This window comes from uncultured Desulfosarcina sp. (assembly GCF_963664155.2).
In the GTDB taxonomy this organism is placed as follows: domain Bacteria; phylum Desulfobacterota; class Desulfobacteria; order Desulfobacterales; family Desulfosarcinaceae; genus Desulfosarcina.
Window position 1 is genome coordinate 1,417,748 of sequence record NZ_CAXXXH010000001.1, and the last position, 15,719, is coordinate 1,433,466.

At 57.3% G+C, this 15,719-nt stretch carries 13 protein-coding genes; 7 read left to right on the forward strand and 6 right to left on the reverse strand.

Annotated elements, in window-relative coordinates:
* Positions 1-46 precede the first annotated feature (46 nt).
* Genes ispG through ACHZBS_RS06340 form a run of 3 tightly spaced genes read left to right on the forward strand, consistent with a single transcriptional unit; the run spans position 47 to position 4,814 of the window.
* A complete protein-coding gene (ispG, locus tag ACHZBS_RS06330; RefSeq protein ID WP_319405678.1) occupies positions 47-1,129 on the forward strand; it encodes a flavodoxin-dependent (E)-4-hydroxy-3-methylbut-2-enyl-diphosphate synthase in 1,083 nt (360 codons plus the stop codon).
* Between the two features lie 23 nt (positions 1,130-1,152).
* Positions 1,153-2,673 carry a proline--tRNA ligase gene (gene proS, locus ACHZBS_RS06335; RefSeq protein WP_319405679.1) on the forward strand — a complete coding sequence of 507 codons (1,521 nt, stop codon included), beginning with the start codon at positions 1,153-1,155 and terminating at the stop codon, positions 2,671-2,673.
* Positions 2,673-4,814 carry a bifunctional (p)ppGpp synthetase/guanosine-3',5'-bis(diphosphate) 3'-pyrophosphohydrolase gene (locus ACHZBS_RS06340; RefSeq protein WP_319405680.1) on the forward strand — a complete coding sequence of 714 codons (2,142 nt, stop codon included), beginning with the start codon at positions 2,673-2,675 and terminating at the stop codon, positions 4,812-4,814. The genes proS and ACHZBS_RS06340 overlap by 1 nt, the downstream gene beginning before the upstream one ends.
* A 4-nt stretch (positions 4,815-4,818) precedes the next feature.
* Here the strand turns inward: ACHZBS_RS06340 and rpmB are convergent, their stop codons facing one another.
* From rpmB to ACHZBS_RS06360, 4 genes are all read right to left on the reverse strand, one after another.
* Positions 4,819-5,010, reverse strand: coding sequence for a 50S ribosomal protein L28 (gene rpmB, locus ACHZBS_RS06345; RefSeq protein WP_319405681.1), 192 nt, complete (start codon positions 5,008-5,010; stop codon positions 4,819-4,821).
* Between the two features lie 152 nt (positions 5,011-5,162).
* On the reverse strand, positions 5,163-5,840 hold the full coding sequence (locus ACHZBS_RS06350) for an outer membrane protein assembly factor BamD (RefSeq protein ID WP_319405682.1): 678 nt from the start codon (positions 5,838-5,840) through the stop codon (positions 5,163-5,165).
* 135 nt (positions 5,841-5,975) lie between these two features.
* Positions 5,976-6,305: a thioredoxin gene (trxA, locus tag ACHZBS_RS06355; RefSeq protein WP_319405683.1), complete on the reverse strand. Its 330-nt coding sequence runs from the start codon at positions 6,303-6,305 to the stop codon at positions 5,976-5,978.
* 184 nt (positions 6,306-6,489) lie between these two features.
* Positions 6,490-7,707, reverse strand: coding sequence for an HDOD domain-containing protein (locus ACHZBS_RS06360; protein ID WP_319405684.1), 1,218 nt, complete (start codon positions 7,705-7,707; stop codon positions 6,490-6,492).
* A gap of 206 nt (positions 7,708-7,913) precedes the next feature.
* Between ACHZBS_RS06360 and purN the strand changes: the two genes are divergently transcribed.
* The gene (gene purN / locus ACHZBS_RS06365; protein ID WP_319405685.1) at positions 7,914-8,750 is read left to right on the forward strand and encodes a phosphoribosylglycinamide formyltransferase; all 837 of its coding nucleotides are present in this window, start codon (positions 7,914-7,916) and stop codon (positions 8,748-8,750) included.
* Positions 8,751-8,803: 53 nt separating this feature from the next.
* On the opposite strand, the gene ACHZBS_RS06370 is transcribed toward purN, so the two are convergent.
* Positions 8,804-9,973, reverse strand: a complete 1,170-nt coding sequence (locus ACHZBS_RS06370) for a TraB/GumN family protein (RefSeq protein WP_319405686.1) — start codon at positions 9,971-9,973, stop codon at positions 8,804-8,806.
* A gap of 173 nt (positions 9,974-10,146) precedes the next feature.
* On the opposite strand from ACHZBS_RS06370, the gene ACHZBS_RS06375 reads away from it, so the two are divergent.
* The 3 genes from ACHZBS_RS06375 to ACHZBS_RS06385 are packed head-to-tail and all read left to right on the forward strand — an operon-like array spanning position 10,147 to position 14,205.
* Positions 10,147-10,959: a CbbQ/NirQ/NorQ/GpvN family protein gene (locus tag ACHZBS_RS06375; RefSeq protein ID WP_319405687.1), complete on the forward strand. Its 813-nt coding sequence runs from the start codon at positions 10,147-10,149 to the stop codon at positions 10,957-10,959.
* A gap of 1 nt (position 10,960) precedes the next feature.
* Positions 10,961-13,732 (forward strand): hypothetical protein, encoded by a 2,772-nt coding sequence (locus ACHZBS_RS06380; RefSeq protein WP_319405688.1) that lies wholly within the window; start codon positions 10,961-10,963, stop codon positions 13,730-13,732.
* Between the two features lie 32 nt (positions 13,733-13,764).
* Complete coding sequence (locus ACHZBS_RS06385) at positions 13,765-14,205, forward strand: hypothetical protein (protein WP_319405689.1); 441 nt, start codon at positions 13,765-13,767, stop codon at positions 14,203-14,205.
* A 36-nt stretch (positions 14,206-14,241) separates the two neighbouring features.
* Here ACHZBS_RS06385 and ACHZBS_RS06390 read toward each other — a convergent pair whose 3' ends face one another.
* Positions 14,242-15,654, reverse strand: coding sequence for an FAD-dependent protein (locus ACHZBS_RS06390; RefSeq protein ID WP_319405690.1), 1,413 nt, complete (start codon positions 15,652-15,654; stop codon positions 14,242-14,244).
* Between the last annotated feature and the right edge of the window lie 65 nt (positions 15,655-15,719).

Consider the following 15,719-nt stretch of genomic DNA (forward strand, 5'->3'; position numbering starts at 1 on the left):
GCATCAATACCGAAAGCAATCCCTTCGGAGGCTCGATAAAAAGAAGATGCCTCTATCGATAATGCGAAAAAAGACCCGCCGGATCATGGTGGGAGAGATAGCTGTGGGTGGCGGGGCACCCATCAGCGTCCAGTCCATGACCAACACGAAAACCGATGACGTCACGGCAACCGTGCGACAGATCCAGCAGCTGGCGCAGGCCGGTTGTGAAATTGTGCGCGTGGCAATCCCGGACAAATCGGCGGCGAATGCCGTCCCCCGCATCAAAAAGCAGATCGCCATTCCCCTGATTGCGGATATCCATTTTGACTACCGCCTGGCCATCGCGTCGGCAAAGGGCGGCGCGGATGGCCTTCGGTTCAATCCCGGAAACATCGGCAGCCCTAAACACATCAAGGCCCTCGTCGATTGCGCCAGGGACTGCCGGATTCCCATCCGCATCGGTGTCAACGCCGGTTCGCTGGAAAAGGATATCATAGCAGCGTACGGGGGGGTAACTGCTGCGGGCATGGTGGAAAGCGCCCTGCGGCATGCGACCCTGCTGCAAGACCTGGATTTTCACGACATCAAAATTTCCATCAAGGCATCTGATGTGCCCCGGACCCTCGAGGCCTATCGGCTGCTGTCGCAAAAGACCGATCTGCCCCTTCACGTGGGGGTTACCGAAGCCGGTTCGCTGTATTCGGGCATCGTCAAATCGGCGCTGGGAATCGGCACCCTGCTGGCCGAGGGTATCGGGGACACGCTGCGGGTTTCCCTCACCCGGGACCCGGTAGAAGAGATCCGGGTGGGCTATGAAATCCTGCGGGCGCTTGACATCCGCCACCGGGGACCGGAAATTATATCCTGCCCCACCTGCGGACGGTGCGACATCCCCTTGTTCGACATCGTGGACAAAGTGGAGAAAGCGCTGATGACACGCACCACCCCGGTAAAGCTGGCGATCATGGGATGCGTGGTCAACGGCCCCGGAGAGGCTCGGGAAGCCGACATCGGCGTTGCCGGCGGCAGCGGGGTGGGCATCCTGTTCAAAAAGGGGAAAGTAGTAAAAAAATTCCCCGCGGACCGGTTGGTAGAAGTGGTTCTGGAAGCCGTAGACGAGTTTGAACAGCAAACCGATGAGCATTAAACAAAAACAGTTAGGACACACACATGGGTAAACCGCAGAAAAATGCCATCTCTCCCTCTCGAGAGGAGGATTATCCGGAATGGTATCAGCAGGTCATCAAGGCCTCTGACATGGCCGAACGCTCCCCGGTGCGCGGCTGCATGGTCATCAAACCCTGGGGATACGCCCTGTGGGAAAACATCGTGGCCCGGATGGACCGGTTGTTCAAGGCCACCGGCGTGAAAAATGCCTATTTTCCACTCTTTATTCCCATTCAATTTCTGGAAAAAGAGGCCGAGCATGTGGAGGGGTTTGCCAAAGAATGCGCCGTAGTCACCCATCACCGGTTGGAGCAGGCACCCGACGGCAGGCTGGTTCCCGGCGGTCCCCTCACCGAACCCCTGGTGGTCCGTCCCACCTCGGAAACCATCATCGGCGACTCCTTTTCCAAATGGGTCAGCAGCTACCGCGACCTGCCCCTTCTCATCAACCAATGGGCCAACGTGGTGCGCTGGGAGATGCGTACCCGGATCTTCCTGCGCACCAGCGAATTCCTGTGGCAGGAGGGCCACACCGCCCATGCCACGGACACCGAGGCCATCGAACGGACACAGATGATGCTAAAGGTTTACACTCGCATGGTTCAGGACGATCTGGCCATGCCGGTCATCGAGGGCCGCAAGACGGCGGCGGAGCGGTTCCCCGGCGCCGTGGATACGTTGTGCATCGAAGCCATGATGCAGGACCGCAAGGCCCTGCAGGCCGGGACCTCCCATTTTCTGGGGCAGAACTTCGCCAAAGCCTCCAATATCCGTTTCCAGACCGAAAACGAAACCGAAGACTTCGCCTGGACCACCTCCTGGGGTACCTCCACAAGGATGATCGGCGGCCTGATCATGACCCATGGCGATGACGACGGCGTCATCATGCCGCCCCGGGTAGCGCCGGCCCACGTGGTGCTGCTGCCCATTTTCAGAAGCCCGGACGACCGGCAGAAAGTGATGGACTACGTCAATGGAATAGCCGCTGCCCTGAGGGATACGGCCTACGCCGGTCGGGAGCTGGTGGTAGAAATTGATGACCGGGATATCGGCGGCGCCCGAGGGTGGGACTGGGTTAAAAAGGGCATCCCCGTCCGGGTGGAGATCGGGCCCCGGGACATGGCCGAAGATTCCGTGTTCGTCGCTCGTCGCGATCGATCCCACCGGGATAAAACCGCCATGAAGCGGGAAGCCTTCGTGGCCGAACTACCTTCCATCCTGGACGACATCCAGGGGCACCTGTTCGACCGGGCTTGCCGTTTCAGGGATGAACACACCCGCCGCGTGGACGACCGGAAGGATTTCTACGACTGGTTTACGCCGAAAAATCCGGAAAAACCGGAGAATCACGGCGGCTTTGCCATGTCCCACTGGTGCGGGGACGGGGCCTGCGAAGCCAGGATCAAAGATGATCTCAACGTCACCATTCGCTGCATCCCGTTAAATGCGGAAAAGGAAACGGGGACCTGTATCTGCTGCGGTAAACCCAGCGACGCGCGCGTGGTGTACGCCAAGGCGTATTAATGATTCGAATTACCGACATCATTGACAAGGTCATTGAAAATCACCCGGATGCGGACGTGGACATCGTCGACCGGGCCTACATTTTCTCGGCCCGGGTGCATGACGGCCAGATGCGCCTGTCCGGGGAGCCGTATCTCTCCCACCCGCTGGAGGTAGCTGGCATCCTGGCGGAAATGAAACTGGATTCGGTAAGCATTGCTGCCGGTTTGCTCCATGATGTCATTGAGGACACCCATGCCACGGAAGATGAAATCGGCGAAATGTTCGGCCGTGATGTCCTTCATATCGTCTCCGGCGTCACCAAACTGAGCAAGCTGCCCTTTAACAGTGCCCAGGCCAGGGAAGCGGAGAGTATTCGCAAGATGCTGCTGGCCATGGCCGACGACATCCGGGTCATCCTTATCAAGCTGGCCGATCGTCTCCACAACATGCGGACCCTTCAATTTCACAGAAGCGCGGCCAAAAAAAAGAAGATCGCCAGGGAAACCCTGGATATTTATGCTCCCATCGCTTCCCGGCTGGGCATCTACTGGATCAAGAACGAGCTGGAAAACCGATCCTTTCAATTCCTGAATCCCGAAGCCTACGAAGATATCCGCCAGCGGGTGGACAAGGACAAGGAAGACCGGGAAAATTATGTGGAAACCGTCAAGCGCTACATTCAGAAAAAGCTGGACGAAAACGGGCTGAACGCCGAGGTCAGCGGACGCTACAAGCATTTTTACAGCATTCACCAGAAGATGCTGATCCAGAACCTGCCCTTTGAAGAAGTTTACGACATCATTGCCTTCAGGATCATCCTGGACACCATCCCCCAATGCTACGAAGCCCTGGGACTCATGCACAGCCTGTGGCGCCCCATTGCCAAGAAATTCAAGGACTACATCGGCATGCCCAAGCCGAACATGTACCAGAGCCTGCACACCACCGTCATCGGCCCCTTCGGGGAACGCATCGAGGTTCAGATCCGCACTCATGAGATGGACCGGGTGGCCAAATCCGGCATCGCCGCCCACTGGAGTTACAAGGAAGGCAAGGTTATCGACGAAAATGTCTCGAAAACCTTTGCCTGGGTGCAGAATCTGGTGGAAAATCAGGAAGCCTTCAGAGACCCCAATGAATTTCTCGAGAATGTGCGCATCGATCTCTTCCCCGACGATGTCTATGTGTTTACCCCCCAGGGGCAGATCAAATCCCTGCCTAAGGGTGCCACCCCGGTGGATTTTGCCTACCTGATCCACTCGGAGGTGGGCGCTCAGTGTGTCGGGGCCAAGGTGAACGGCCGGATGGTCCCGCTGAAATACGAGCTTCAGACCGGTGAAATCGTTGAAGTGATCACCAGCAAGGGGCACCATCCGTCAAAGGACTGGCTCAATTTTGTAAAGACGGTCAAGGCTCGCTCCCGCATCCGGCAATGGATCAAAACGCAGGAAAAGGAACGCAGCATCTCTTTGGGACGGGAGATGTGCGAAAAAGCCTTCCGCAAGTATCGACTGAACTTCAATTCCCTGATCAAGACCGAAGAGATGGAAAAGGTCGTGGAGAGCTTCGGGTTCAAACAATCCGAGGACCTGGTTGCCAGCGTAGGCTATGGCAAGATCACCCCGCTCCAGATCATCCGGAAGATAACCCCCAAGGAAGCGGTGGACGACACCGAGTCCTTCTTTAACAAAATCGTCTCCAAAGACCGGAAAAAAAAAGAAAAGGGCGGGGTGGTGGTCAAGGGCGTGGACGACATCCTGGTCCGTTTCGGCAAATGCTGTCAGCCGGTGCCCGGCGATCCCATCACCGGTTATATCACCCGGGGATACGGCGTGACCGTTCACCGCACCACCTGCGTCAACGCCATGAAGTTAAACCCGGAACGCCAGATCGAGGTGGAGTGGAACCAGGAGATGACCGAATCCTACCCGGTCAAAATTGTGGTGCGATCCCTCGACCGGGTAGGCTTGCTGGCGGACGTGGCGGCCAATATCAGCAAAAGCGGCGCCAATATATTGAGTGCCAATACGGAGACCAAGGACAACCAGACCGTGGACAGCTACTTTACGCTCTCGGTCCAAGGCACGGAACATCTGAACCGTGTGGTGGAGTCGCTAAAGCAAGTCAGGCAGGTGCTGGAAGTCAAGCGGTTGGGTTAGGGCCTCAGGCGGCTTTGACCACATTGCCTGACTTGATGCATTGGGCGCAGACCACCATTTTTTTCACCTGCCCGTTGTGAAACGCCCGAACGCTCTGCAGATTGGGGTTGAACCGGCGTTTGGTGATGTTGTGGGCATGGCTGATGTTGCTTCCCACCATGGGTTTCTTTCCACATATTTCACACATCTTTGACATGACTGATAATCTCCGTTGCTTGGCTTTGATAAAATCACGGGCCATTCGGCCCCAACTGTTTTTCAAACTTGGATTGGTTACATTAAATCGTAGCGCATGTAAAGCCTTTTTGTATCGGCACCGCTGACCGCGAAAACCGGCGCCGACGGGAATCATGGCGCCGATGGCACTTCCGATGGCTGCGAGCGGGATTGATTCCAGGAGTCACAGTTGGCCAGATAGGTGAGGGCTTTGTAATGGTTGCCCACATCCGGATATTTCTCAACCACCGCCGTAAACCGTGCCTTGGCCGCCTTGTAGTTCTTATTCTTGTAGTAGAACAGCCCCACGTAGAACTCATGTCCGGAGAGACTCTGGTAGCAGGCCAGCATGTCACTCCGGGCCATGCCGGCATAAGCATCTTCCGGATATTGCTGGACCAGTCGCTGGTAGGTTTCCAAGGCCTTGGCGGCATTGGACTGATCCCTGTCGATCGTATCAATCTGGTTGAAATAAGAACGGCCGATGCGGAAAATCACATAAGGGATGGCCTCGTTACGAGGGTGGAGCTGCTCGAACTCTTCGTAGGCAAAGATGGCATCGGCATAGGATTCCAGATTGAAATAGGCATCGGCAATCTTCAGCTCGGCCAGAATGGCGTATCGGGAAAACGGATACCAGTCCCGCAGTTTCTCGAAGGATTCAACGGCTTTTTTATATCTACCGTCCTCGAAATAATCGACGCCGTCCTGCACCAGCTCTTGGGCGGACTTCTCCTCTTTGGATTCGAACCATGCGCACCCGGAACAAATCAGCACCACACCCACACAGGCAAACAGCAACCGTTTCATGATCAGCGTCACTCCGTTGCGTAGGGGAACACGAGGGTTCCCGTTGGCAGAACCGACACCGGCGGTGTTCCCTTTCGGGGCGCCGCCGGCCAATCACCTACTATAGAAAAGGGTGGAAAAAAAGACGATGTCGCATCATGACAGAACGTTTTTCAGAGCCTCTTCCAACTTCGATTTGGCCACCATGCCGGTAATCTGGTCCGCCACTTCACCGTCCTTGAAGAAAATCAGCGTGGGAATGGCTTTGATGCCGAATTTCCCCGGTGTCACGGGATTATCGTCAACATTGCACTTGGTGAATTTGATTTTATCCCCATAGGCCTTGGCTAATTCGTCAAGAATAGGACCGATTGCCTTGCATGGGCCGCACCAGGGAGCCCAAAAATCGACCACTGCGGGCTTATCGCTTTTCATTACTTCTGCATCAAAGCTGCTGTCTTCTATTTCCTTAATACCTTCTGCCATGATGAGATATCCTTTCAATTATTGTTGGGCAAGGTGAAAATTCTAATTAAGATAGTAATATGGCTCTTGATTGTCAACCGTTCCTCTTTGTTTTTGGAATCGCCGGCCCGGTGGCACGGCGGCCGATCGGTTTTCTGCCCGGCAGGCAGGTTAACGCTAAAAGAATCACAGACGTGGCTTATTCTCAGGAGGCTTTTGCGGTGATGTCGCTCCATTGGCAGGCTTGCAGGTACAAGGCCGGGAGGGTTTTTCCATCGAGCTTCAACGCGTGTGCCAGGCGGGCCACCCGGTCCCACCGCCCGGTCTCATAAGACCGCACCAGCTCGATGTGTCCGGCAAGGCGGCCCTTGGCATCGACCAGGGCGTGCTTGATCTGATTGGAAAGGGGAAGTTCACCCAATATCTTGTCCATGGGCTGGTCGATAACGGCATCGATGAGGGAAAACATTCCCAGGGTGAACATCTCCGACGGAGATGTCTGCTCATTTGCTTCGCCGCCCAGCAGTTCACAGAACTTGCCCCGAATGCAGGCCAGCCTGATCAGTTCGTCTGGCTTTCCTTCCGCCAGCCGTGACATCGCAACGAGAGAAACAAAGCGGCGGATCTCCTTTTCTCCCATAAAAACAAGCGCCTGCTTCACGGAAGTCACTTTGGTGGCACGGGCAAAAAAGGCGGAGTTGAGATACTTGAACAGCTTGTAGGAGATGCCCATGTCCCGGGCAATCAGCCGTTCCAGTTCGTCGCAGCTGAAGGTGTCGCTGTTGATCTGGGCCATGATCATCATCTGGGTAAGCTGGGATCCTTGGATTTCCCGCCCCTGAAGGATCTCCGGTCGGCAGAAAAAGTAGCCCTGGAACAATTCGAAGCCCATTTTCCGGGCCGCCTCAAATTCGTCGTGGGTTTCCACCTTCTCGGCCAAAAGGCACAGGTGGTTGCTGGAAAGTTGCTTCAGGTAAGCATCGATCGCCTCTCTCGGCGTCAGCCGGAAATCGAATTTGATAATGTTTGCCAGGGCGACAAGCGGCGCCAACTCCGGTTTATACACGAAATCATCCAGGGCAATGGTATAGCCATCGGCAGCCATTTGCGCGCAGGCATCGATCAGCGCAGGGTCGGGCTTGACGTCTTCGAGGATTTCGATCACCGTGGTTGCGCTGGGTAGCAGAAGAGGAACTTTTTTTTCCAGAAGGTTCTGGGTAAAATTAATAAATAATTTTCTTCCAGCGGCCAGGGTGTCCATCCCAATGGTGAAGAAGGTGTTGGCCAACAGGGTGGTGGTAGCCACATCCCCGTCGATATCGGGAACATAGTTGGCCGTTCCGTCACGAAATAGGAGCTCGTAGGCGTAAATATTCTTGTTTTTGTCGAAGATGGGCTGTCGGGCAACGTAAATATCTTCCATACGGGTTTCTATCACGTTATCGTCGTAAGGTTGTTTGTCGAAGGGCACTGACCGGGTCCCGCAAACTTTATTATCGGCCCCAAGGGCCACAACTTGAACCCACAGCCACATCATCTGGAAATTGACATGAGCCGGCTATCTCTGCTACCTCTTTTTCAAAGGCGCAACCGGCCGGAAACCGACCTCAAAGAGAAAAGGGGATGCAAATGGTTGAAAAAATTCGCATCGGTGCACTGATATCAGGCGGCGGGACCAACCTTCAGGCCATTATCGACGCCTGCGAAGAAGGTCGTATCGATGGGGAGATGGCATTTGTGGCATCGGACCAATCCGGGGTAAAAGGCCTGGAGCGGGCCCGCAACCACGACATCCCCAGCTTCGTGGTGGAATATGGGCCATTCATTCAATCCTACCGGCAGGATCCGGCGCAATTTACCCTGCCTGGCGATTTCGACTTCTCGGAGATACAGGCCAAACAGCACCTGTTTCCCGCCGATGTCCCCGAGGTCCGCGTCCGGACATTTTTCTGCACCCGGGCCGCCGCCGAGAGCCGCCTGCTGTCCGAAATGGAAGCCCACGGTCCGGTGGACCTGCTCGTGCTGGCCGGCTTCATGCGCAACCTGACCCCCTATTTTATCGACCGCTTCAACATCGATCCGGCAATTCCGCGCATCATGAACATCCATCCGGCCATCCTGCCTTCATTCCCAGGCGTTGACGGCTACGGGGACACCTTCCGCTACGGCTGCAAGGTGGGCGGATGCACGGTGCATTTTATTGATTATGGGGAGGATTCGGGACCCATTATCGGCCAGCGGTCCTTTCCCATCCTGGAAACCGACACCCTGGACGACGTAAAGCGAAAGGGCCTGGAGCAGGAATGGCAGCTCTATCCGCAGTGCATTCAGAATTTTGCCCGGGGGCGCTTAAAAACCGTGACCCTGACCCATCGCCTCGACGACGGCCGGATCTGCCAGCGCACCGTGGTAAAAACCGCTCAATCCGCTGAGGGTGAATTCAGGGATGACGGAGTGGCGCGTTGAGGATCAGGTCAAATCAATTGACTAATCCCAGCAGCCCTTAATTCCGCGATTCGTTACAGGTATTTCATCATCATGGGAATGGCCACGAAGGTACCGGCGGCGCTGCCCAGATTGGTAAACACCACCACCAGCAGAATGCGGGTAACCTTATTGCGCCAGAAGCCTTTGACCGACAGGATATCGATGGGCAGACTTTCGAAATCTTTTACCTTGGGCCTGCGGGAAAAAGCCTCCACCAGGCCGGACACCCACCCCGCGGCAATCATGGGGTTGAGCGAGGTCAACGGCGCCGCCAGAATGGACGAGAGGATCGTCAGCGGGTGGCCCAGGGCGATCAGGGCACCCAGGCCGGCCAGTATGCCGTTGGCCAGAATCCACCAGACTACCATGTCCGCACCGGCGCTGGCACCGCCACGGAAAAAACCATAGATGATCAGGGTGCAAATACAAAAAGGAATGAACCATTTCAAAAACCCGGGCAGCGGGCCTTTGGGGGGCAGCGTCTCCAGGGCGTTGATGTCGATGGGCTGGTCCCAGTACTGCTTGATGCCGGGCACATGGCCGGCGCCCACCACGGCGACAATGGTCTGCCCTGGCGCCGACCGGATCTTTTCCGTCAGGTAGCGGTCCCGTTCGTCGATGAGGCAAGTGCGCACCTGGGGCATGGATTTGCCCACCTCATCCAGAATAGAAGCCAGCATGTCCTGCTGCTTCATCTTTTCCACATCCGCCTCGCTGATCTCGTCCACCTCTCCCAGGGACAGAATCAGCTGGAAAAGCAACTTGATCTTGCCCCACAGCCCCATGCTTCGCCACGTTCGCGACAAGGTGATGCGGATATCCCGGTCGGCCAGATGGACAGCGGCGCCCACCGTTTCGGCAGAATCCATGGCCTGGATCATCTCTTGGCCGGGAGCCACCTCCAAACGGTTGGCAATGCGTTTTTGAAATGATGCCAGCATCAGGTTGGACAGCAGGAGAAAAGCCTTTTTTTCTTTGATCACCTTGATGATGTCCATCTCCTGCCAGCGATCCTTCTGGCGAATGGACTGGGCGCGGCCTTCGCAAAGTTCCACACAGACCGTATCGGGTTTGACGTCGGCGATGATGGCTTCGACCAGATCCACGCTCTCTTTTGACACATGCGCGGTGCCGATAAGGATAACCCGTTTGCCGTCATGCTCCAGATGGTGGAGCATCTCGCTGTTGAATTTATCGTTCATCGAATATATGCTACTTTCCCTATGGTCGGGGTATTTCCCGGCAGTTAAAAGCTGAGCCAATATATACGCTCTACCGGTGATGTCAAATATTGATTCCCGAGGCATGGCTTCCCCGGAGGCATTGCCCCGGCATCCGTGGTGCCGGTGGACATGAAACAGGGCTGGATAGTCTGATGCAGAAAAATCGCGCTCCGAAAAATCCATACACCATCGACACCGAACCCTTTTACCTGGACACCGGTGACGAAATCCGCATGTTCGAGGCAGCGGCAGCGGCCCGGCTGCCCGTCATGCTCAAAGGCCCTACCGGATGCGGAAAGACCCGATTCGTTGAGCACATGGCCTTCCGTCTCAACCGCCCGTTGATCACTATTGCCTGCCACGAGGATTTGTTTGCTTCTGACCTCATCGGCCGCTACCTGCTTAAAGACGATGAAACCGTCTGGGTGGACGGCCCCCTGACCCGGGCCGTAAGAATGGGCGCCATCTGCTATCTGGACGAAGTGGTCGAGGCACGCAAGGATACCACCGTGGTCATCCACCCGCTGACCGACAACCGTCGAACCCTCTCCATCGATAAAAAGGGGGAGGTCCTCCGGGCGCACGCTGATTTTCTCATGGTGATCTCCTACAACCCGGGTTACCAGTCGGTGCTCAAAGACCTGAAGCAGAGCACCCGCCAACGCTTCGTGGCCCTCGCCTTCGAATATCCGAATCCGCAAGACGAATCCCGAATCGTGGCCGTCGAGGGAAATGTGGACGACGACACCGCTGCGCGGCTGGTGACCCTGGCCGGAAAGATCCGCAATATCAGGGAACACGGCCTCACCGAGGGCGCGTCCACCCGGCTGCTCATCTATGCCGCCGGCCTGATCCGCGAAGGTATCTCCTTTAAAAGCGCTTGCACCGCCGCCCTATGCCAACCGCTCACCGACGACGACCGGCTGCAGGAAACCCTCAACGACCTGATCGACGACCTGATGTGATATGCAACCGGCCCACCCCCCCGCCCCAGGCCATAAGACCCCGGATCAGGCACTCCGGCACCTCATGGACCATCTGACGATAGCCGACCCGAGAGCCGCGCAACTGATGCTCGCCCATCTGACCGGCTCGGAACCGTCAGCTTACATCCACCGCCTTTCCCGGGTGGTGGACGAGGTAATCGAAGCCCTGGCCGTGGAGGTCTCCTTCGGGCGCAACCTGGCCGAGGGGATGGGCCGGATGCTGGCCGGCGGCGCCAGGGTCGATCTGGACAGATACCGCCGCCTGGTAAAAAAGGCCGCCGCCAGAGGACCCACCCTGGCCGGTCTGATTGCCCGGCATCTGGTGCCGGTACTGGTCTGTGGTGACGCCGGCCTTGCGGACCGGTTCGAGGAAACCACCCGGCTCATGCTGCAAAAAGGCACCTATACCCTCAACGCCCCCCTGGAGACCCTCTCCAAATTAATCCAGGAGAAAGACCTGGCCTGTGCCCACGCCTTTCTCGATCTTCTGGCCACCACCTATTCTCTGGAAACCTCATACAACCGCACGGTTTACCTGACCCACGCCCTGCCTCGCGCCGTGGACGGGTTTACCCGTTCCCGCCGCTTATGGCAGATCCGGGGGTTGACGCGCACCATCCGGGTAGATGAACGGCTGGCCGACAACTACCTCGAGGGGTTGGCCTCCGGCCTCCACCTGCTTTCGGAGCCGGCACTGAATCAATTTATCGACCGGGCACTCCAACAGTATAAAAAGTCCCCTGATCTGGGGGCCCGATTTCTTTCCTTAGAATCCCGCCCCGCGTTAGAAAGTTGCCGTGAGCTCCAGGTGGCCGTGCCCCTGTCGGTGGTCCGGGCTCGGCTTGAAAGATACCTGCACGCCCGCACCGGCTTGGCCGTGGCCATCCGCCCCCTCTCCTCTCTATCGGGAAAGCACCGAACCAGCGACCCGGGCATGCCGCTGGTCCGATGCGATGGCCGGTCCATCTACCTGCCCGACGAAATGGACTTGATGGAACGGAAAGCGGACAATGTCAGCTTATTTAAACTGCTGGTCAGGCTGGAGGCCGGCGCCATCGAATTCGGCACCTATGACCTGGATGTCGAAAAAGCATTGAATACCGCATCCATCGCCCCCCCGTCGGACATGTCCGAATCCCGCGCCGCCGAATCCGACCTGAACCGCTTCCTCCGCGGGTTCGAACATCCCATTATGGCCTTGGACCTGTTCACCCTCTGCGAACACGGCCGCATCGCCCGCAAGGTCAGCCAGCGCTACCCCGGCCTTTATCGCCGGCTCACCCAAGCCCTATCCGATGATCACCTGCAGGCCAAAACCGGCTCGACAATCGGCGGCACCTGGTTTCCCCTCTACCGACAGTTGGTGATGAATGAAGGACCGGTGGAGAATCCGGCCCTTAAATCGGCGGGGCAGGCCTTGTCTGAACGATTGAACCGGGCGACCTCATCAGGCAACGACACCGCCGATACCAGTGCACAGCTGACCATGGAATTCTATCCGATACTGGCCGGCCACACGGCTGCAAAGGGAATGCCCGCCTTTCTCCCCCTGAATCTGCCTTTCGGCCGTCGGCTGGAACCGACTTTTTTTGGCCCCTTTCACATCACCTGCCACCGCCTGGCAGCGGATATCCAACAGCGCTTGGCCCAACGGGGAATCCGCGTCTACCGCTCGGACATCCAGCGCCTTATCGTCCGGCAAAACGGCCAGGTCTCGACAGCGGATATCCACCCCCTGATCGTGAAGCCATCATCGACACCCAGCGTATCCGACGTCACCGACCTTTCCTGGCTGGATCTCGAATCCCTGGTATGCAGCCACGGCCTTGGACAGCCGACAAACAACGCCGACGATGCCGATGCCTTTCGCTACCGGGAATGGGACTGGTGCATGGGCGACTACCTTCCGGACCGGGTCCGGGTACGGGAGCAGCAAATCAACGGGTCGGACCCCGGATTCTATCGGCAGACTTTGAACACTTACCGCGGGATGGTCAGACGTATCCGCTATGCCTTCGAACTGCTGCGACCCGAAGAGATGACCATCCTGCGCCAGTGGCGGGAAGGCGACGCATTCGACTACCGGGCGCTGCTGGACTACGCCCTTGATAAAAGGGCGGGATTGATGCCATCAGACCGTTTGTTCATCAAACGGATCAAACGGGTAAGAGATGTGGCTACCCTGCTCCTGGTTGATCTGTCACGGTCCACGGGGAACACGGTGGATGATCGGGGGATACGGGTGCTGGATGTAGAAAAACAGGCTATCGTATTACTCTGTGAAGCCCTGAAGGTGGTGGGCGACCGGTTTGCCATCGCCGGCTTTTCAGGTACCGGCCCGCTAGGGGTGGATTATTACCGGATCAAGGACCTGGATGCGCCCTTTGATGATTCCGTAAAAGGACGCATCAGTGCCATGGCCCCCCAGCGCAGCACACGTATGGGGGCCGCCATCCGCCACGCCACCGCTCTGCTTTCGCCGGTGCAGGCCCGGGTGCGGCTAATCATCATCCTGGGAGACGGGTTTCCCAACGACTTGGCTTACAAGGGGCCCTATGCGGTGGAGGACACCCGCCGGGCTGTCATGGAAGCCCGCGGCGCCGCCATCCACGTCAAGGCCATCACCGTCAATGCCAGCGATAACGGACAACTGGACCGTCTCTACGGCGGCAGCCATCACACACTCATCGGCAATATCCGTGACCTGCCGGACAGGCTAGTAAGGGTTTACAGCGCGCTGACCCGGCATTAAAATGGATCCATGATAGATATAAAGGAGCGCCTTTGAAAATTTTCGACGACATCTTGAATTGGGACGGGTATGGCGGCAAGTTCAACCTTGCTGCCGGGCGCTGCCGGCTGCGGCTGTTCGACCTGTCCAGGGACAACACAGAGGGGGTGCCCCTGCTCAAGCCGATCATCGCCGTGGTTTCCGACCTGCCCGGTGACCGGCTGTCCGCAATGAAAAAGGTTTCCGTGCGGGCATGCATCGGCCACGTCGCCACCACCATCGTCCACCGATTTAAAATCGACCACAACCGCATGGTGCTGGTCGAGTACTATCCCCGGGAGACCTACGGCAAGCAGTCCGAAAAGGTCATTCCCGAAAAATTCGACGCGGTAGACCTGAAATGGCACGGCGACAAGGCCTTGTTTCCGGGCTGGCGGCCCCTGAAGCCGCCCCTGTTGGACATCGTCCGCGCCCTGGTGACCGGCAACCCATAACGCAGCCGGACGTTAAACGGCACAATCCCCCCATGCTTATTTAGATATCTGTCTAATTTCCAAAATTGCCTTGGCCGGAATCAGGCCGGTGGCAGCAGCCGACACAATGTTGCCGGCCACACCAGGCCCGTCACCGGCCACGTACATGCCTTTGATTTGGGTTTCCAGCTGTCGCGACGTCTCCACCTGGGTGGCGAAGAACTTGATTTCCGGGGCGTAGAGCAGGGTTTCGTCGTTGGACACACCCGGCACTACCCGGTTCAATTGCTCCAGCCCGTCGATGATATTGGTGAGGATGCGCTCGGGAAGCGCCATGGCGATGTCACCGCACACCACGTTGGTGAGCGTCGGTTCGATGTACCCTTTGCGGATGCGGTTCCAGGTGCTGCGACGGCCCCGCTTCAGGTCGCCGAAACGCTGCAGGATCGGTTTGCCGCCGCCGATAAGGGTGGCAAGGCGTCCGATGGCCTCTCCATAGGCCTGGTTGTCGGTGACCGGTTCGGTAAGCACCACCTTGGAGAGAAAGGCGAAGTTGGTGTTGGTGGATTTACGGTCGTGGTAAGCGTGGCCGTTGACGCAGACGAAGTCGCTGTAACTCTCCAGGGAGACAAAACCGCCCTGGTTGGTGCAGAAGGTTCGGGTCTGGTCGTCGTATTTTCCGGTCTGGACGAAAAAGGTCGGGTCGTAGATCACATTGCACAAGTCCTGCATGATGTCATTATGCACCTCCACCCGCACCCCGACCTCGATGCCCCGCTGGGTCAGGCCGATGCCGTTTTTTTCCGCCAGCCGTGCCACCCAGTCCGCCCCGATCCGCCCCGGTGCCAGGATCACATGGTCGCAGCGGTGCTCCCCCCGGCTGGTTTGAACACCCACGACCCGGCCCTTTTCGACGATGACACCCTTCACTTCTTCGGAGGTATGAATCGTCACCCCGGTGGATTTGATATGATCGGTCATGGCGGCGATGTAACCGGGCAGACGATCGCTGCCCAGGTGCTTCTGCTTGATCAGCAATAGATCGATGCCGAACCGCTTGGCAAACTTTCTGATCGTCTTGGCCTGGTCCATGTCCGTGGGATAGACCGGACCGTCCATGCCGAACCGGTTGAAGATCGCTTCGGTTTCGTCGATCAGGGCCTCGGCGCTGGAAATGGACATGAACTGGGTTAGGTCGGTCTTCCCCAGCTTGTGGATAAAATTGAGTTTGCCGTCGGAAAAAAGCCCGGCTCCCCCAATGCCGCACAGGATGTTGCAGGGCCGGCACTGGGTGCAATACTGCCGGTCCGCCACCGGACAGACCCGCTTGAGGGGTCCCTTTCCCCGCTCCAGAAGCAGTACCTTGAGGTCGGCATGTTCACTGAGATAATAAGCGGAAAAGAGCCCGGCGGGTCCCCCGCCGACGATAATCACGTCATAAAAACCAACGTTCGCAGGTATGGCTGACAATGGACGACGCTCCCTGGTTGACTTTTCAAGGCATTTCCCGCAACATGCATGAAAATGTCAACTTG

Coding starts and splice junctions, on each gene's coding strand:
- ACHZBS_RS06360 (WP_319405684.1), bottom strand. CDS start 7,707: ATGGAAGATATTTACGTTGCCCGACAGCCCATCTTCGACAAAAACAAG.
- ACHZBS_RS06380 (WP_319405688.1), top strand. CDS start 10,961: ATGCAACCGGCCCACCCCCCCGCCCCAGGCCATAAGACCCCGGATCAG.
- ACHZBS_RS06340 (WP_319405680.1), top strand. CDS start 2,673: ATGATTCGAATTACCGACATCATTGACAAGGTCATTGAAAATCACCCG.
- rpmB (WP_319405681.1), bottom strand. CDS start 5,010: ATGTCAAAGATGTGTGAAATATGTGGAAAGAAACCCATGGTGGGAAGC.
- ispG (WP_319405678.1), top strand. CDS start 47: ATGCCTCTATCGATAATGCGAAAAAAGACCCGCCGGATCATGGTGGGA.
- ACHZBS_RS06350 (WP_319405682.1), bottom strand. CDS start 5,840: ATGAAACGGTTGCTGTTTGCCTGTGTGGGTGTGGTGCTGATTTGTTCC.
- ACHZBS_RS06375 (WP_319405687.1), top strand. CDS start 10,147: ATGCAGAAAAATCGCGCTCCGAAAAATCCATACACCATCGACACCGAA.
- trxA (WP_319405683.1), bottom strand. CDS start 6,305: ATGGCAGAAGGTATTAAGGAAATAGAAGACAGCAGCTTTGATGCAGAA.
- proS (WP_319405679.1), top strand. CDS start 1,153: ATGGGTAAACCGCAGAAAAATGCCATCTCTCCCTCTCGAGAGGAGGAT.
- purN (WP_319405685.1), top strand. CDS start 7,914: ATGGTTGAAAAAATTCGCATCGGTGCACTGATATCAGGCGGCGGGACC.
- ACHZBS_RS06370 (WP_319405686.1), bottom strand. CDS start 9,973: ATGAACGATAAATTCAACAGCGAGATGCTCCACCATCTGGAGCATGAC.